Annotated in this window: 15 protein-coding genes; 9 read left to right on the forward strand and 6 right to left on the reverse strand. The window is 72.0% G+C overall.

The window, feature by feature from the left end; translation table 11 throughout:
* Positions 1–77 precede the first annotated feature (77 nt).
* Positions 78–1,220, forward strand: coding sequence for an MFS transporter (locus O1Q96_RS26910; protein WP_269250593.1), 1,143 nt, complete (start codon positions 78–80; stop codon positions 1,218–1,220).
* Positions 1,217–2,236, forward strand: a complete 1,020-nt coding sequence (locus tag O1Q96_RS26915; RefSeq protein WP_269250594.1) for a sugar ABC transporter permease — start codon at positions 1,217–1,219, stop codon at positions 2,234–2,236. Before O1Q96_RS26910 ends, O1Q96_RS26915 begins: the two co-directional genes overlap by 4 nt.
* 164 nt (positions 2,237–2,400) lie before the next feature.
* On the opposite strand, the gene O1Q96_RS26920 is transcribed toward O1Q96_RS26915, so the two are convergent.
* Positions 2,401–3,573: an acyl-CoA dehydrogenase family protein gene (locus O1Q96_RS26920; protein WP_269250595.1), complete on the reverse strand. Its 1,173-nt coding sequence runs from the start codon at positions 3,571–3,573 to the stop codon at positions 2,401–2,403.
* Between the two features lie 125 nt (positions 3,574–3,698).
* Here O1Q96_RS26920 and O1Q96_RS26925 point away from each other — a divergent pair, with 125 nt between their 5' ends.
* Entirely contained in the window at positions 3,699–5,438 is a 1,740-nt protein-coding gene (locus O1Q96_RS26925) for a CoA transferase (protein ID WP_269250596.1), read from the forward strand.
* Entirely contained in the window at positions 5,435–7,090 is a 1,656-nt protein-coding gene (locus O1Q96_RS26930; RefSeq protein WP_269250597.1) for an AMP-binding protein, read from the forward strand. Before O1Q96_RS26925 ends, O1Q96_RS26930 begins: the two co-directional genes overlap by 4 nt.
* A gap of 92 nt (positions 7,091–7,182) precedes the next feature.
* Here the strand turns inward: O1Q96_RS26930 and O1Q96_RS26935 are convergent, their stop codons facing one another.
* The 3 genes from O1Q96_RS26935 to O1Q96_RS26945 are packed head-to-tail and all read right to left on the reverse strand — an operon-like array spanning position 7,183 to position 9,463.
* The gene (locus tag O1Q96_RS26935; protein ID WP_269250598.1) at positions 7,183–8,004 is read right to left on the reverse strand and encodes a metal ABC transporter solute-binding protein, Zn/Mn family; all 822 of its coding nucleotides are present in this window, start codon (positions 8,002–8,004) and stop codon (positions 7,183–7,185) included.
* Positions 7,953–8,831 carry a metal ABC transporter permease gene (locus O1Q96_RS26940; RefSeq protein WP_269250599.1) on the reverse strand — a complete coding sequence of 293 codons (879 nt, stop codon included), beginning with the start codon at positions 8,829–8,831 and terminating at the stop codon, positions 7,953–7,955. Before O1Q96_RS26940 ends, O1Q96_RS26935 begins: the two co-directional genes overlap by 52 nt.
* Positions 8,828–9,463 carry an ATP-binding cassette domain-containing protein gene (locus tag O1Q96_RS26945; RefSeq protein WP_269250600.1) on the reverse strand — a complete coding sequence of 212 codons (636 nt, stop codon included), beginning with the start codon at positions 9,461–9,463 and terminating at the stop codon, positions 8,828–8,830. The genes O1Q96_RS26940 and O1Q96_RS26945 overlap by 4 nt, the downstream gene beginning before the upstream one ends.
* Before the next feature lie 347 nt (positions 9,464–9,810).
* Between O1Q96_RS26945 and O1Q96_RS26950 the strand changes: the two genes are divergently transcribed.
* Positions 9,811–11,334 (forward strand): ABC transporter substrate-binding protein, encoded by a 1,524-nt coding sequence (locus tag O1Q96_RS26950; RefSeq protein ID WP_269250601.1) that lies wholly within the window; start codon positions 9,811–9,813, stop codon positions 11,332–11,334.
* Positions 11,335–11,340: 6 nt separating this feature from the next.
* Positions 11,341–13,134 carry an ABC transporter permease subunit gene (locus O1Q96_RS26955; protein WP_269250602.1) on the forward strand — a complete coding sequence of 598 codons (1,794 nt, stop codon included), beginning with the start codon at positions 11,341–11,343 and terminating at the stop codon, positions 13,132–13,134.
* A gap of 223 nt (positions 13,135–13,357) precedes the next feature.
* On the opposite strand, the gene O1Q96_RS26960 is transcribed toward O1Q96_RS26955, so the two are convergent.
* The gene (locus O1Q96_RS26960) at positions 13,358–13,765 is read right to left on the reverse strand and encodes a MerR family transcriptional regulator (RefSeq protein WP_269250603.1); all 408 of its coding nucleotides are present in this window, start codon (positions 13,763–13,765) and stop codon (positions 13,358–13,360) included.
* 49 nt (positions 13,766–13,814) lie between these two features.
* On the opposite strand from O1Q96_RS26960, the gene O1Q96_RS26965 reads away from it, so the two are divergent.
* On the forward strand, positions 13,815–14,699 hold the full coding sequence (locus O1Q96_RS26965) for an NAD(P)-dependent oxidoreductase (RefSeq protein WP_269250604.1): 885 nt from the start codon (positions 13,815–13,817) through the stop codon (positions 14,697–14,699).
* A 324-nt stretch (positions 14,700–15,023) separates the two neighbouring features.
* Here O1Q96_RS26965 and O1Q96_RS26970 read toward each other — a convergent pair whose 3' ends face one another.
* Positions 15,024–15,440: a peptidoglycan-binding domain-containing protein gene (locus O1Q96_RS26970; RefSeq protein WP_269250605.1), complete on the reverse strand. Its 417-nt coding sequence runs from the start codon at positions 15,438–15,440 to the stop codon at positions 15,024–15,026.
* A gap of 344 nt (positions 15,441–15,784) precedes the next feature.
* On the opposite strand from O1Q96_RS26970, the gene O1Q96_RS26975 reads away from it, so the two are divergent.
* Positions 15,785–16,630, forward strand: coding sequence for a helix-turn-helix domain-containing protein (locus O1Q96_RS26975; RefSeq protein WP_269250606.1), 846 nt, complete (start codon positions 15,785–15,787; stop codon positions 16,628–16,630).
* Positions 16,623–17,507, forward strand: a complete 885-nt coding sequence (locus tag O1Q96_RS26980) for a helix-turn-helix domain-containing protein (RefSeq protein ID WP_269250607.1) — start codon at positions 16,623–16,625, stop codon at positions 17,505–17,507. Before O1Q96_RS26975 ends, O1Q96_RS26980 begins: the two co-directional genes overlap by 8 nt.
* Positions 17,508–17,512 lie beyond the last annotated feature (5 nt).

Consider the following 17,512-nt stretch of genomic DNA (forward strand, 5'->3'; position numbering starts at 1 on the left):
GAGGGGCGCCGGTGCCGGCGGAGCAGCGTGACGTCCGGACCGCGACCGGAAGCCGACCGGCGCGTGGGACCGGGGCCATGACCGCGGTGCTGACATGTGCCATGGCCTTCTCGATGATGCAGCTGTTCCTGCTCGGCGCCCTCGGCCCGCGACTCGTGGACGACCTGGATGTGTCGCCGACCGTGCTGGGCCTGACCACGACGGTCGGCTTCGGCGCGGCCGCCGTGCTCTCACCGGCCGGTGGACGCCTGGTGGACCGGTTCGGCCCGCGCCGCTGCCTCGTCGCGCTGTTACTGGTGTCGGCGTTGGCGCTCACACTGATCGGGACGGCATCCGGGTCCGGGTTCCTGCTGGTGGCGGTCGCACTGGGCGGGCTGCCACAGGCGCTGGCGAACCCCGCCACGAACAGGACGATCCTGGCCGCCGTCCCCGCCGAGCGTCGTGGCCCGGTGACCGGGACGAAGCAGTCGGGCGTGCAGTTGGGCGCGTTCGCCGCCGGATTGCCGCTGGCCCTGCTGGCCGGAGAGGTCGGCTGGCGGGGCGCGGTGTGGGCGGCCGCTGCGACAGCGCTGGTGACCGCGGTCTGGGCGGCACGGATCCTGCCCGCCGATCCGCCCCCGAAGTACGCACCCGCCTCCTGGACACCCCGGGGCACGATCGCCTGGCTGGCGGTCTACTCGCTCTTGTTGGGCTCCGGCATCGCCTCCGTGAACACCTATCTCGCCCTCTACGGCGTGCGGCGGCTCGGGCTCGGCCCGACTGCGGCCGCCGCTCTGGTGGCGGTGCTGGGCGTCGCCGGGATCGCCGGGCGACTGGGCTGGTCCAGGGTCGCGGGGCGGCCGGGCCGGGCCGTGTGGCTGCCGGGCGGCCTCGCGGCCGGGGCGGTGGGCTCGGCCCTGCTGCTCGCGGCCTCCGCGTACGCGCATCCGCTGGCCTGGGTCGCCGCGGTGGTCGTGGGCGTCTTCGCGGTCGCGGCGAACGCGGTCTCGATGGTGCTGGTGATGCAGCGTGCGGCTCCCGGCCGGGCCGGACAGGACTCGGCACTGGTCTCGGCCGGCTTCTTCGCCGGGTTCGCGATCGGTCCGCCACTGTTCGGGCTGTTGGCTGCGGCCGGTCACTACGGGGCGGGATGGCTGCTGGTCGCGGGAGAGTTCCTGGCCGCGTGCGTGGTGGCCCTCCTCTGGGCGGCGCGGGAGCGACGACCGGTCGTACCGGGATGAGCACGCCACGTGCGGCGACGGACCCCAAGTCTGCCGTACCCGACTGGGCCGGGCCGGCGCTGGAGTCCGTCCTCGACCGGGTGGCCGTCACCCTGGCCGAAGCCGGCGACCGTTTCCCCCTGTTCGCGGAGCCCGGCAGCGGCCGGTGGACGACGACCGGGCGAGGCTCGTGGACGGGCGGCTTCTGGACGGGACTGCTGTGGCTCCGCGCCCGGCAGTCCCGGCAGGAGGCCGATCGCGAGGCGGCCCTGCGGTTCACGGGTCGGCTCGCCGACTGGGTGGACACCGACACGTCCACACGCGGACTGATCCTCTGGTACGGGACAGCTCTCGCCGATGCGCCTGAGGCCGCCTCTCTGCGCCTGCGGGCCGCCGAGGCCTGCCGGGACGCGTACGACTCCGAACTCGGGGTGGTTCCCTGGGGCTCGGCGTTCGGCGGGCCTCGCCTTCTGGCGCGCGTCGACGGGGTTCCGGGCATGGTGCCGCTGCTGGCCTCGGTGGACCCCCGGGCGGCCGAGTCCCATCTGCGCCGGCATCTGGAACTCTGCGCGGGCGAGGTCCCCTTCCGCTGGTCCTGGCGGTACGAGCGGTCTGTGGGCTGGGTTCCCTGCGACGATCCGCCGCCGGGTTGGAGCCGGGGCCGCGCCTGGTTGCTCCTGGCCGTCGCCGACGCCACGCGCCATCTCGACCCGGGCGATCTCCGTCACGCCGTGAGCCGCTTGCTCCCGGAGCCTGTGGTGCCTCCGGCCGACGAGGCACACCCCGACGGTCCTCTCGACACCTCCGCCGCCGCCATCACCGCGGTGGCCCTGCTCAAGCTCGGACACCGCGCCCACGCCGTCGCCCTGCTCGACGAACTGGTCCGCACCCATGTCACGCCGGACGGCCGCCTCGTGAACGGCTGTTACGACCTCGCCTCCGGAACAGCGACGCACCACCAGCTGATCTGGGGCGACTTCTTCCTCGCGTACGCACTCGCCGCGCTCACGAGCCTCGTCGACCCGCACGACGCCTGAGCGCTCCGCCGGCAGTGCCGCCATGTGCCGTCGCTCGCCGACGCAGCACTCGACCAGAAGCGGCCACCCCGCCGGACAGTGTGTGAGCTCGGCCGCTACCCGAACTTTCTTCGGTTCGTGGGCAGTTGGCCGGGCCGCCCGGCCCGGGCGCCGAGATCTTGAAGCTAGGGGGTGCGCAGGACCCGGCGCGCGACCGACGTGATGTGGAGTTCGTCCGGGCCGTCGAGAATGCGGGCGGCCCTGCCGGTGCGGAACAGGGAGGGCAGCGCGGTGTCCGGGCCGAGACCCGCTGCTCCGTGGACCTGGATCGCCGCGTCGGCCACCTGCTGGAGGGTGCGGGCGGCTGCCACCTTGGCCAGTCCGACCTCCACATGTGCGTCGAGCCCCGCGTCGAGGCGGGCAACGGCTTCGTACACGAGCGGGCGGGTTGTCCGCAGGGCGAGCAGTGACTCGAAGACGTGCTGCTGGACGAGTTGCAGTTCGCCGAGCGGGCCCCGGGAGCGGGTTCGGGTCATGGCACGCCCGCGCATCAGGTCGAAGGCGCGGCGTGCCTGACCCAGCCAGCGCAAGCAGCGCAGGGTACGGCCGAGTTGGAGCCGTTCTCCCGCGATGTCGAGAGCCTTGCCGCGGTCGCCGATCAGGTGGTCCCCGTGGACCAGGACCTCGTCCAGAGCGATCTCCCACTGTCCGCCGGTCCCGAACACGGGCAGTTCACGCACCACACGGAAGCCGGATGCCGAGGTGGGTACCAGGAACAGCGACAGCCCTTCGCGGTGGGGCGGTTCGCCGTCGGTGCGGGCGAGGACCGTGACGAGGTCGGCGTCGGCCGCCCCACTGATGAACCACTTCCGCCCGCTCACCCGCCAGCCTCCGCCTTCGGCCGACACCGCACGTGTGCCGGTCAGGAAGGGGTCGGTGCCCGGCGTCTCGGGCTCGGTCATGGCGTAGCAGGCCCGTATCTCTCCTGCGACCAGGCGCTCGGCGTAGGGGTCGCGGACGTCCGGGGCGCTGTGCCGCCAGAGCATCAGCGCGTCGAGCAGGGGCGCCGATCCGAGGGCGGCCGGTCCGTGGTCGCTGGCTCCCTCGGCCTCGGCGACATGCGCGTACGCCCCCAGCGGCAGCCCCTGCCCTCCGAGCTCGACGGGAAGCGGCAACGCCCACAGACCCTCGGCCCTCGCAGCCTTCTGCAACGCACGCAGGACGGCTGCCGCTTCCGGTCCGCCGGCGTCCAGCAGCGACTCACGGGGCACCACCCGGTCGCGTACGAACGCCGCGACGCTGTCCCTCAACTCCCGTGTTTCTGCTGGGCACTTGGGCGCCCCGGTGGTCTCCTCCATGCGGATTCTTCCTCACTTTCCCCAAGGGCACGGGAACCCCGGCCGTCGACCGTCCGACTGCTTCTTCCGTGGAGCAGGTCGGGGGCGAGGGCCCCCGGGTTCCCGTGCGTCAGGAAAGGAGAGGCATGGCGACTCCAGCCACGCCGGCGATCACTCGGACGGGCAGCCCTCTCGACGGACTCCGGCTGAAGAGCTCTGGCCCGCCGGGTCCGGCGGACGGACTCGTCGCGGAGCATCTGCGGCTGCTCGGCGCCCAGGTCGACCAGATCTGTGGCAGCACGTTCACCGTGACCGGCGACGGCCTCGGCGAGGTCACCGCCCGCACCACCTGGGGCGGGGCCGCGACCGACGAGGCCACCGCTCAGGCGACGACGGGCATCATGGCGGTGCACGGTCGACGCGACGGCTCCCCGCGCGGCCTCGCCGTCGACTACGCCGCCACCGCCACCGGAGTGCTCGCCGTGCAGGGCCTGCTGGCCGGCCTCGTGGCCTCGGCCCGAGGGGCCGGACGCGGCGCACAGGTGGAGGTGAGTGCCGAGCGCGCCGGTCTGCTCGCGATCTCGCAGTACCTGGCCGCCTCCGGGGCCGAGGAGGACGAGGCCGCCGAACTCGCGCCGGGCGGACCGCCCTTCACCTCCGCCGACGGGACCGTGTTCGAGCTGGAGACACTCGACCCCGGCGTGTGGGCGGCGTTCTGGCGCGCCCTCGACGCTCCCGAAGAGGCGATACGTCAGGGGTGGCGGCCCTTCCAGTTCCGATACGCCACCGCGTGTGCCGCGTTCCCGCAGTCACTGCACGAGACGGTGCGGGTGAATTCCTGGGAGCGGGTCCGGCACGCCGCCGGGAGCTCCAGCGCCGACGTGTGCCCGCTGCGGTCGCTGGTCGAACGGGCCGCCGAGTACGACGGCGCGCCACCCTGGGAACTGACCCCGCACCACGCCGGTCACCTCCCGGGCGGAGCGAGTGACGGTCTGCCGCTGGCCGGGTTCACCGTCCTGGAGGCGGGCCGCCGCATTCAGGCCCCCCTCTCCGCGCATCTTCTCGGCCTGCTGGGCGCGGAGGTCGTCCGGATCGAGCCGCCGGGCGGCGACCCGTTGCGCGGTATGCCGCCCGCCTGCTCGGGTGTCTCGGCGCGATGGCTCGCACTGAACCGGGGCAAGAAGGCCGTCGAGGTGGACATCAAGTCCCCGGCCGGCCGGGAGCGTCTGCGGGAGATGGCCGCCGACGCCGATGTGTTCCTGCACAACTGGGCGCCCGGCAAGGCCGCACAGCTCGGCCTCGACCACGAGCACCTGGCCGCCGCACACCCCGCGCTCGTCTACGCGTACACCAGCGGCTGGGCCGGGCGGCTGCCGGATGCTCCCATGGGCACCGACTTCATGGTGCAGGCCCGTACCGGAGTGGGCGAGGCCGTACGGCCCGCCGACGAACCTCCCGCGCCGTCCCTGATGACACTGCTCGACGTGCTCGGCGGACTGCTCGGCACCGAGGGGATCCTGGCGGGGCTGCTGCTGCGTGAGCGCACCGGCCGCGGGGTGCGCGTCGACTCGTCCCTGCTCGGTGCCGCCGACGTGCTCACGGCGCCCGGCCGTGCCCGGGCCGCGCAAGGACTCGACCCGCGTCGGCCGGCCGGGTTCCGCCGCCCGCTGCCTACCGCCGACGGCTGGATCGCCCTTCCCGATCACGGCGCGATCCCGTACGACGTGCGCGAACTGTCCACCGATCAGGCTCTGGAGCAGCTGCGCGAGCGTGGTCTCTTCGCCGTCCCGGTCGTCACCGACCTCACCGATCTCCTCTCCTCCGGCTCGATCAGCCGCGACGACCACGGCGCACCTGCCGTCCCGACCCCCTGGAGCTTCGCATGACCGTGGACCTGCACGATCTGCTGCCCACAGAGCTGCGCCGTGCCTGGGCGGTCGACGGAACCTGCCCCGACCTCGACCTCTACAGCCTCTACCGGTCCCGCCGGATCGCCGATCCGCACCGCATCGCGGTCCTCGACGCCAAGGGGAAGCTCTGTTACACCGCGCTGGACCGCAAGGTGCGATGTCTGGCCGCCGGGCTGTCCGGGCTCGGCATACGCGCCGGTGACGTCGTCGGCATCCAACTGCCCAACGGGCGCAACGCGGTCATCGCCGACCTCGCCCTGGCCGCGCTGGGCGCTGTCGCCCTGCCCTTCCCGGTCGGCCGTGGCCACCACGAGGCGGCCTCGCTCTTGCGCCGGGCGGAGGCAGTCTCCGTCATCGCCGCCACCGAGCACCGTGGCAACCAGCACGCCGCCGACCTGCTCGCCCTGACCGGTGAACTGCCCTGCCTGCGTACGGTGATCAGTGCCGGTCCGGGTGCCGCCCCCGGAGGCACGGTCGCGCTCTCCTCGCTGCTGCGCACCGACCCCACGTCCTTCAGCCCTGCCCGAGCCGACCCCGACTCCGCCGCCCGCATCCTGGTCTCGTCCGGCTCCGAGGCCGAGCCGAAGATGGTGGCGTACTCCCACAACGCGCTGGCCGGAGGCCGCGGCAACTTCCTCGCCTCCCTCATACCCGACGAGCAGCCGCCACGCTGTCTGTTCCTCGTCCCCCTGGCCTCCGCGTTCGGCAGCAACGGCACCGCCGTCACCCTTTCCCGGCACGGCGGAACACTCGTCCTGCTGGACCACTTCACTCCCGAGGCGGCCCTTGCCGCACTCGCCGCGCACGAGCCGACGCACGTCCTGGGCGTGCCGACCATGATCCGGATGATGCTGGACCGGATCGCCGAGGGCCGTCCCCCGGCATTCACTCCCCCGACGGCCGTGATCGTCGGCGGCTCACCGCTCGACGAGGCCACGGCCGAAGAGGCCCGCCGGGTCTTCGGCTGCCCGGTCGTGAACCTCTACGGCTCGGCGGACGGCGTCAACTGCCACACCGGCCTGGGCGGCGAACCCCTGCGCGGGGAAGGACCCGGCGTCCTCGCGGGACATCCCGACCCGCGCGTCGCCGACATCCGCATCGCCGTCCCCGGAACCCGCGAGCTGCGGGAGGCGCCGCAGGGCTCCGTCGGCGAGATCGTGGCCCGCGGCCCCATGACACCGCTGTGCTACGTCGCCGATCCCGGCCTCGACGCCCGCTACCGCACCGCCGACGGCTGGGTACGCACCGGGGACCTCGGTCTCATCGAGGGTGACGGCAACCTGCGGATCGTCGGCCGCCTCAAGGACGTCGTCATCCGGGGCGGGGCCAACATCAGCCCGGCCGAGGTGGAGATGGAACTCGCCGTCCACCCGCTCGTCCGGGACGTGGTCTGTGTCGGGGTGCCGGACGCGCTGATGGGCGAGCGACTGGCAGCCTGCGTGGTGCCGCGCGGTGAGGCACCCACTTTGCAGGAGCTGTCCACGCATCTGGACGAGCGCGGTCTCGAGCGGCGCAAACACCCCGAACGTCTGTTGATCGTCGCGGAGTTGCCGTTGACGCCCGCGGGCAAGCCGGACCGGGCGCTGCTGCGGGAACGATGCTCGGAACCTGCCGCGCAGGCAGTCTGACCCGGACGAGTGCGGGGTCGCCGGACATCTCCCGGCGGCCCCGCACTCGTCTCGGCGGGACTCCCCCGCTCCCGGCGTGCTCGTCCCTCTCGCTACGCGGTCATCGCCTTCTCGATCGTCTCCGCCGCGTTCTTGTAGACGGTCAGCAGATCCAGGTCCCTGCCCGGGTAGTTGACGATCTCCACCTGCTTCGCCCCCGAGTCCGGCAGCACCTCGCCCGTCGTCATGTGCACGTTGTCGAAGACGTACGCCGGCTTCTTCTTCGCCAGGTCGGACAGCTGCTTGGCCGTCACGGCCTCAGGGCCGTAGGTGCCGCTCACCTCGGCGCCTGCCAGCTTCGCCGACCAGACGGAGAACACCTGGGCGACGACCGCCGGTGCCTTGCCGCCAGGCCACGCCACCTTCAGCTCCTTCTGCAGCGTGCCGTACTCGCTCTTGAAGGAGGTGTCCCATCGCGCGGCCGCGTCCCCGGTGCCGAACAGCTTGCCCAGACGCGCCACCTCGGCGCTCACCTTGTCGGCGTCGTTGTCGAGGTCGACCTCGACCAGCTTCGCGTCGGACCCGGCGGCTTCCTTGATCTTCTCGGCGTACGGCTCGAAGGGGGCGTAGAGGACGAAGTCGGCGCCCGCGACGGCGGTGAGGTCGGACGGCTTGGGGTCGTAGTCCGGGGCGTGCTGGGCGGACGACGGGACGATGACCTTCACGTCCTTGGCACCCGCGGCCTTCGCGAAGGCGCCCTCCCAGCTGGTGGTGGCCACGACGACCGGCGCGTCGTCGTTCTTCTTCCCACTCGTGCCCGCGTCCGACTCGGTCTTGTCGGCGCCGCAGCCGGTGACGGTCAGGGCGAGCGCGGTACTCAGGCTCAGTGCGAGGACGGAAGGGACACGGGTGATGCGGACGCGGATGCGCGCCATGAGCTGATTCTCCGTTCGGGGATGAGATGGACGGCGAGGACCGCGGCCCCGGCCGTCAGGACGAGCACGGGCCCGGGCGGCCAGTCGAGCTTCAGCGCGATCAGGAACCCGGTGAGGTTCACTACGACGCCGATGCCCATCGCCCAGGCAGTGATGGACTTCAGGGAGGTGCCCAGCCGTCGCGCGGCCAGTGCGGGCAGCAGGGTCAGCGCGTCGACGAGCAGCGCGCCGGTCAGTTTGATGGCTCCCGCCACGGACACCGCGACCAGGACGAGGAGCAGGAGGGTGAGCAGGTCGACTCGCACGCCCGAGGCGAGGGCGAGTTCACGGTCGTGGAGCAGCAGCGCGAGATCGCGGCGGCGCCACCAGAAGAGGGCCGGGACGGCGACCGCGAGCACGCCCAGCAGCCACAGGTCGGCGGCGCCCACGGACAGGATCGAGCCCCACAACAGCGCGAACGCTCCCTGGGCGTTGACCCCGGACACGGACAGGAGCAGCAGCGCGGCGGCGATCGCCAGACTCATCAGCAGACCCATCGCACCCGACAGACCGTCCGGGGTGCGCGCGAGCGGCGCGACCCCGGCGCCCGCGAGGGCGCAGGCGACGAGCGCGCACAGCATGGGATCGAGCCCGGTCAGCAGCCCGACCGCGATGCCCAGCAGGGCGACATGCATCATCGCGAACCGCACCGGCATGATGTCCAGCCCGACGATCACGACACCGATCACAGGGAGACCGATCGCGGCCAACAGCAGTGCGACGCCCGCGCGTTGGACGGGTACGAGTTCAAGCAGGGGTGCGAGGTCGGCGGCGGTGAGGGTGTTCACCGGACCTCCCTCAGCCGGCCTGCGGCCATTTCCAGTACCCGGTCGCAGCGGTCGGCGAGCGCCCGGTCGTGCGTGACGACCATGACGGTCACGGGCAGGGACAGCAGGACGTCGGCGGCCTCCTCCTGCCCGCTGAAGTCGAGCGCGGCGGTGGGTTCGTCGGCCAGCAGGAGGCCCGCACCGGCGGCAACACAACCGACCGCGCGGGCCAGATACATGCGCTGGAGTTGCCCTCCGGACAGTGTGTGCAGCGCCCGTCCCGTCAACGACCCGACACCCAGCCTCTCCGCAGCTTCCACCGCCTCGGCGCACGCACCGCTGCTCGCCAGCAGCTCCCCTGCCAGCAGCGGGAACCGGCCGGCCGCGGGCTTCTGGGGAATCCAGGCGCACGCCCGGCGCCGCCAGGCCCACCCGGCCGCGTTCTCCGTGTCCCGACCGCCGACGAGGATCCGGCCGCCGTACTGACGGTGCAGGCCGAGAACGGCTCGCAGCAACGTGGTCTTGCCCGAGCCGTTGGTGCCTGTCAGGGCCACCCGCCGGCCCGCCGCGACGTCCAGGTCGACGTCTCGGACGGCCTCCATCCGGCCGTGGCGGCAGACGACTTCACACATCCGGACGTCCAGACCGCCCATGCCACCTCCTCGCTTCCCCACAGGAGTCGGAGGGAAGGGGCGGCTGGTTCCCGCGGATCGCCGGCATCAGGCTGTCCGGGCTCGAGCATCACCTGCCCGCGCGCTGCGCCTGCCTGGGCTCACCGTCCTCGCCTACCGGGGACGTCCCACACGCGGTGGTCGTCCCCGGCCCGGCCGGCTGTCGCGGTCCGAGGATGTGCGGTCCTCCGGGCGCAGCGATCTCATTGGTTGAGAATTCACCTACCCGATGAAAGTTTGGTAAGCCTTACCTCATAGACTGGCACGGCCCTGGCCACCGCGTTCATCCCGCCGGGGCGTGACCACGCCTCCCGCACGACAGGAACCCCATGCGCACCACCTCCCGCGGCCTCTTCGCGGTCCTTGCTCTCACCCCGTTGCTGGCCGGCTGTTTCGCGTCGGGCGAGGGCACCTCGAACGCAGGTGCCGAATCGGGACAGGGCGGGCGCCTGAGGGTCGCCCTCGCGATACCGCCGGCGCAGGCCCTGTCTCCGTACAGCAATGACGCCACCGTGCTGAGCAAGCTCTCCGTGGCCGAGGGCCTCACGGCTCTGAGCGAAGAGGGAACCGCCGCACCCGCACTGGCGAAGTCCTGGACCCAGAAGAACGCCACCACCTGGGTCTTCGAGCTGCGCAGGGCCACGTTCCAGGACGGCGCCGAGGTCGACGCCGAGGCCGTCGTGCGGGCACTGGACAATGCGGGCGACGCGACGACCAAACCCCGCGTCCTCAGCGACGTGACCCTGACCGCCAAGGCCACCGACGCCGACACCGTCACGATCAGCACGAAGACCCCCGACCCGGTGCTCCCGTTGCGGCTCGCCAGTCCCGCGCTGGGCATCCTCTCCAGCAAGGCGTACGCGAAGGAAGGCACCGCCAACCCCGTCGGCACCGGCACCGGCCCCTTCAAGATCACGAAGCTGAACGGGAAGACCAAGGCCACACTCGACCGGTTCGACGGATACTGGGGCGGCAAGGCCAAGGCATCCGGCATCGACGTCACCTGGATCGCCGACGGCACGGCCCGCGCCAACGCCCTGCGCGGCGGCGACGTCGACATCGCCGAGTGGATCCCCACCGCCCAGGCGAAGCTGCTGGACAAGGACACCCGCCACGAAGTGCGCTCCGTGCGGACGGACAGCCTCATCCTCAACACCAAGAGCGGCCTCCTCACCGACGGGGCACTGCGCGCGGCCGCCCGCGCCGCCGTGGACGGCTCCGCCCTCGTCGACTCCGTCTTCGGCGGATACGCCGACCCCGCCCAGGGTCTGTTCGGCCCCGCCGTCTCCTGGGCGGCCGCCAACCGCGTCGAGGTGACCGACCGCGCCAAGGCCGCGAGCCCCGCACAGGTCAAGTCGAAGGCCAAGGGCAAAACGCTGCGCCTCGCCGCCATCACCAACCGCGCTGAACTGCCCGAAGCCGCGAGCGTCCTCCAACAGCAGCTGGAGAAGGCCGGGTTCACCGTGAAGCAGGACGTGCGCGAGTACAGCCAGATGGAAGCCGATCTCCTCGCGGGCAAGTACGACGCACTCGTCTTCTCGCGTGTGACCCTCCTCGACACCGGCGACGCGGTCGCCTACCTCGCCAGCGACTACACCAGCAACGGCGTCTACAACATCGCCGGACTGAAGGACCCCAAGGTCGACCAGGCCGTCAAGTCCGCCGCCGAGGAGGGGGACACCGCCAAGCGCCGGCAGAAGACCATGCGGGCCGAGGCCGAGATCCTGCGCACCGACGCCGTCGTCCCCCTGGTCCACGAGAAGGTCGTTCAGGGCATCAGCACCGATGTGGAGGGTGTGATTCTCGACCCCCGCGAGCGCTCTCTGATCGATGTCGACACACGAGTGAAGTAGCAGCACATGAGCGAAACCGCGGGCGGGGCCGATGTCCGCCCCGTCCAGTGGCGTGCGGGCGCCGGCCGCGTCGTCGCCGCGGCCGCGCTCCTCACGGCCGTCGCCCTGCTGCCCTGGCTGTCGGGGCGCGACCCCGCGCTGACGGTCCTGCGCGCCCGCTCCGCCGACCAGGACCCGACGCCCGCGCAGTTGAACGCGGTACGAGAGCAACTCAACCTGGACGACGGGCCGTTCGCCCACCTCGCACACTGGTTGGGCGGACTGCCGCTCGGCGACGCGGGCACCTCCTGGGTGTCCGGCGAACCCGTTCTGCCCCAGGTGACGGCCGCCCTCGCCGTCTCCCTCACGCTGATGCTCGGCGCACTCGTGGTCACGATCGCGGTGGCCGCGATGGTCTGTGGGCGCACCCTGTATCTCGGATCCCGGCGACGGCTGCACCGGCGGCGGGCAGGCGTCGGGGCCGCAGTCCTCGCCTCACTGCCCAAGTTCACGCTCGCCTCACTGCTCGCCACCGTGTGCGGAGTGTGGCTGGGCTGGTTTCCCTCCCAGGGCTGGGAGGGACCGCGGTCGATGGTGCTGCCCGCGCTCGCCCTCGGCGTACCGTCCGGGGCAATGATCGGCGGGATGCTCGACCAGGCGCTGCCCGCCGCCTTCAACGAACCGTGGGCCCGCACGTGGCGTTCCTTCGGGTTCTCGTCCGCCCGCATCGCCCGTCACGCCCTGCGCCGCGCGCAGTCCGGGGTACTCCCCCAGCTCCTGCCGACCGTCGTGGCCCTGGTCGGCGGCGCGGTCGCCGTGGAGAAGATCTTCAACATCCCGGGACTGGGCCGACTCGCCCTGGACGCCGCCGTGGCCCAGGATCTCCCGCCCCTGCAGACGACGACGCTGGTCCTCGTCCTGCTCGGCGTCGTCGCCGGCCTGCTGATCAAAGCCCTGCGCCGGCTTCTCCTCGGCCCCGCCCTGCGGGACGGCGCCCTGCCCGCCCTGCACCCACCGGCCCTCGCGAGCCGGCGCTCCACCCGCTGGGTCGCCGGGTTCTGTGCCATCGCCCTGCTCGCCGCGGTCACAGCCGGGCTGCTGCGCGATCCCCTGCACGTGGACACGGCCGCCCGGCTCCTGCCTCCCTCCGCCGCTCACCCGCTGGGCACGGACTCCCTCGGCCGTGACCTGCTGGCCCGGCTCGGCCACGGGGCGCTGCTCACGGCCGGCGTGGCCCTCGCCGTCACGGCGATCAGCACCGTCATCGGTCTGCTGATCGGCATGGCGACCCAGGTGGGCGCGGGCCTGACCGAAGTGGTGTCGACGCTGCCGGCCGTCCTCGCCGGACTGCTGACGACCGCGGTGACCGGGCCATCGGTGTGGGGTGCCGCGTGCGCGGTGTGCGTGGTCGGCTGGAGCCCGTACGCCGCCCAGGCCGCGGCGCTGCTCGAACAGGAAAGGGCGAGCGGTCACATGCTCGCGTCGATCTCCTTCGGCGCCGGCCGCAGGTATCTGCTGCGCCACCACCTGCTCCCCGCGGTACTTCCCGCCGTCCTGCGCAACGCCATGCTGCGGCTGCCCACCACGGTCCTTGTCCTGGCCTCCCTCGGCTTCCTCGGTCTGGGCGAGCAGCCACCCACTCCGGAGTGGGGCCGCCTCCTGTCGGAGAACCAGCCGTACGTGGAACTGGCGCCCTGGACCGTGCTGGGTCCGGCCTGTGCTCTCGTCCTGTTGTCCGTCCTCGCCGTATCCGTGTCCGGTACGGCGTCGGAACGCGGCGGCTCCCGGCGCGCCAACGGCAGCCGCCCCGGCAGTGGATGACCGGGCTGGGGTGTGGCCCACCCCTCCCGCCGCGGCCGCGGCGGGAGGGCATCGCCGGGGTCCCGCAGCGGTCCGCCGCACGCCCTGACCGGCGTTGTCCCTGACCCGGGCGGTTCCCGGACGGCCCAGTTGACAGCACCACCCCCGCCCCCGTGGGACGAGCGGGACGGCCTTGCGCCCGTTGCGTCGGCGCCGCTCGGACCGGGGCCGACACCGCGGCTCCTCAGGCGGGGAGCAGCTCCGGGTCGGTGCCGTCGAAGGGCGGATAACTCTCGCCACCGGTTCGCGCGGCCGCCTCGATGTAACCGGCAAGAGCGTCGCGGGACTGGGCGAGAGCGGCCATCTGGTCGTCAAGCCGCTGCAACCGGGACCGCATCGCGGCCAGCAACTCGGGACACCCGAGCAGCTCCGGCGCCTCTCCGAGCGCACAGGGCAGCAGGTACGCGATGTCCTCGGAAGACAGACCGGCGCCGAGCAGGTGCCGGATCTGCTTCACCCGCAGTACCGCGTTCTCGTCGTACTCGCGATATCCGTTGGCGCCGCGGCCCGCCTCCAGCAGCCCCTGAGCCCCGTAGTAGCGCAACTGATGAGTGTGGACTCCCGTCCGACGACTCAGTTCCCCGATCCGCATCGCGACCTCGCTTGACCTTCACACCGGTATCAACGTTGACGATGCTGTCATGGACAACAGCACCGAAACACCCGTGACCGTCATCGGGCTCGGCCTGATGGGGCAGGCACTCGCCGGCGCGTTCCTCAAGGCCGGGCATCCCACCACCGTATGGAATCGCACGTCCTCCAAAGCCGACCAACTGGTCGCCGATGGGGCGCGGTTGGCGCCGACCGTCGGTGACGCGCTCAAGGCGGGTCCGCTGACCGTCGTCTGTGTCACCGACTACCCGGCGCTGTACGAGCTGTTCGGCGCGGACGATGCCGAGTGGGGCGGCACGACGCTGATCAATCTGACCTCGGGAAGCTCGGCCCAGGCCAGGGAAGCTGCCCGATGGGCCGGGCAGCGTGGTGCCCGCTACCTGGACGGCGCCGTCATGGCCGTCCCGCCGGCCATCGGCACCGCCGAGGCGGTGATTCTGCACAGCGGGCCCCAGGCGGACTTCGAGGAGCACGAGCCGGCACTCGCCGCGCTCGGCACCCTCACCTACCTGGGAGCCGATCACGGGCTCGCGTCGCTGTACGACGTGGCCGGCCTGGCCATGATGTGGAGCATCCTCAACGCGTGGCTCCAGGGCACGGCCATGCTCAGGACGGCCGGCGTCGACGCCTCGACGTATGCACCGTTCGCGCGGCAGATGGCCACCGGCGTCGCCGGATGGCTGCCCGGATACGCCGAGCAGATCGACAAGGGGGTCTTCCCGGCCGAGGTGTCCGCTCTGGAGACCGACGCACGGGCGATGGAGCACCTGATCGAGGAGAGCGAGGCAGTGGGAGTGAACACCGAACTGCCGAAGTTGCTCAAGACCATGGCCGACCGGGCGATCGCCGCAGGACACGGCGGAGAGCAGTATCCCGTACTGATCGAGGAGTTCAGCAGGCTCCGCCACCACTGATCGGCTTCGAACGCCAGGATCCAGTGGTCCGGCGGTACTTCGCTGTCGTCGCCGGCCATGGAGCGTTTGCGAGTACAGCACCACCGCGCCGACACCGTGAGGGCGCGAGGCGTGCCGGGACCGGCGGCTGTCTCCAGGACCACTGAGATCCTGGAGACAGCCGCCCCACCCCCGTGGGGACCGGTGAGGTCAGCAGCTCGTGCGGCGCGGATACCACCAGACGCAGTCCATCGTCCCCGGGCCTCAGCCCCGGAGCCGGACGAGGCACTGCGCTTCCTTGCCGGCGGTCACCTGCGAGGAGGGAACCACCAGGTCACCTCTGGATCAGCAGGAGAGCCGACGCAGGTGGGGCCAGGTCTGCGGACCGACCTTCCCGTCCTCGTCCAGGTTGATGTTGCACGCGTCGTTGACGACACCCTGGAACCTCTTCGCCGCTGCCGTGGAGTTGCGGCCGAAGATGCCGTCGATCGTCCCCGGGTTGTAGCCCTGGTACTGCAGGAGGCACTGGGCCTCCTTGCCGGCGGCGGTCACCTGCGAGGTGGAGGGCTGCACGGTGGTGCCGTTGTAGTAGCCGGCGGAGAGCCGGCCGCTGGAGCTCATGGTCACGTCGCACGGGTAGGCGGCGGCCGCGGTGGCGCCCGCCTCGGCGGCGACAGCGACGCCGCCGGTGGCCGTACCGCCCAGCAGGGTGAGGGAGGCGAGCGTGATCGCGGTGCGCCTGCGAGCTGCGGTGAGTGTCATGGAAGACCCCCGGGGTAGATGTGGTCGATCTGAACATCGGTCGTGTGCGGCGGACGACGCCGGCAAGCCGCGCCGTCCGTCCCAACGACAGCCATGGTGGAGGGCCGTGATCGCAACAGGCCACAGGACCAGGGCCGGTTGGGACAACGCGGGATGCCTGTCGCCCTGAGCTGCTGGGACGTCACGTGGGACGAAACGGCGGCGGGATGTGAGGGCGCCGTGAGGGCGAGCGGCACGAGAGATGTGGAACCTGTGCCCGGACGGCCATATCTCCGTACGCTTAGCCACGCTGCGGCGCACACAGAGGTGCGATGCACACACAGGGGTGCGAATAAGGGGTTGGCATGTCGCGTTGGAAGGCGCTGCCCGAGGCGCTGGATCCTCGGGTCCGGCAACTCGTGGTGCAGCTCCGGCAGTTGAAGGACCACAGCGGGCTGAGTCTGGCCGCACTGGCGAGCAGGACCGCCTACAGCAAGTCGTCCTGGGAGCGTTACCTCAACGGCAAGGTCGTGCCGCCCCGGCAGGCCGTCGAGACCATGGCGGACGTGTGCGGCGGTGACCGGATCAACCTGACGGCGCTGTGGGAGGTGGCCAGTTCCGCCGTCGTGCCGGAGCCCGCAGCACCGGGTCCGCAGGAGCATCCGCAGCAACAAACGGAACCGCGGGCGGACGAAGCAGACCCGGCGCACGAGCAGACGCAAGGGCCCGTCCACACTCGAGGCACGGCATCGCCGTCCGAACGGAGGCCCTCCGGGCGGCCCCTCCGCAGGGGCCCGCTGGCCGCCGCGGTGGCCCTCGTGCTGGTGCTCGCTGCGGCGGCCCTGTCGGCCGCACAGCCGTGGGAGGAGCCGTCGGCAGAGCCGCGCAAGGAGGCCAGGAGCACGGCCGTTCCGACTTCCACCTACTCCGCGCGGACGTTCCCCTGTCACTTCACGGTGCGCGACGGCCTCCTGTACGCCGGGCACAGCACGACCGTGACCGACGAGTACGGCGTGGGAACGACCGTCGAGGCGGTCGCGGAGGTGCAGTGCCTGGTCAAGAGGCACGGCTTCGACCCGAAAGGCGTCGACGCGTCGTTCGGGCCCAACACCAGGGCCGCGGTGCAGCGGTTCCAGCGGTCCCGTCACCTCGACGACGACGGCATCGTCGGCCCGAAGACCTGGCTAGCGCTCAGGAAACCGGGTGACTGAGAGCGCCCGGCCACTCCCGAAGGGCACATCGGAGCCGACCGCACCCGAGGTCCGCCACCTCCTGGAACGGCTGCGGGAGGCCAAGGACAGCACCGGTCTGAGCTTCGCAGCGCTGGCAGCCAGGACCGTGTACAGCAAGTCGTCGTGGGAGCGCTATCTCAACGGCAAGACGCTGCCGCCGCGCGACGCGGTGGAGGCGCTCGCGAAGCTCAGCGGGGCGGATCCGGCACGGTTGCTGGCGCTGTGGCGGCTCGCCGACCGGGCCTGGAGCGGAAGGGACGCGCGCGACGCCCCGACCGGTGCGGGGACGGTGCCCGAGACCGCGGTGAACGCCCAGGTGGAGGCCGGCAGCGAGACCAAGGAGGACATCCCGGCGGACGCGCCACCACCGTTCGGGCCGCGGAAACGCATCCCGCACCGCAACGCCACCGCCGTCGCCGCGGCGGGGGCCGTGCTGGCCGCCGCACTCGGCACGGGAACCTGGGCGTGGTCGCGCGGCGGCGGGCAGGAAGAGGCGGCGCCGCGGCTGAGCACGGGGCCGTGCCGGGGGGAGAGCTGCACGGGCCGCAACTCCGAACAGCAGGACACGGACTGCTGGACGGATGCGGGCACACGGGCGCAACGGGAGATCGCCGGGCGAATCGTGGAACTGCGCGTCAGTTCCACGTGCCGGGCGGCGTGGGGCCGGATCGTCGAACCGCGGCCCGGGGACCGGGTGCGGGTCGAGACCGCGGACGAGCGGCAGCAGTCACGGCAGGTCACCGTACCGAACCATGTCCTCTACACCCTGATGATCGGAATCGAGCGGGCGTCCGACGCGCGGGCCTGCTTCGAGTTCGCCGACGGATCGTCGGGGTGTACCTCCTGGGGACGCTGAACACA

The sequence above is a fragment of the Streptomyces aurantiacus genome, assembly GCF_027107535.1.
In the GTDB taxonomy this organism is placed as follows: Bacteria; Actinomycetota; Actinomycetes; order Streptomycetales; family Streptomycetaceae; genus Streptomyces.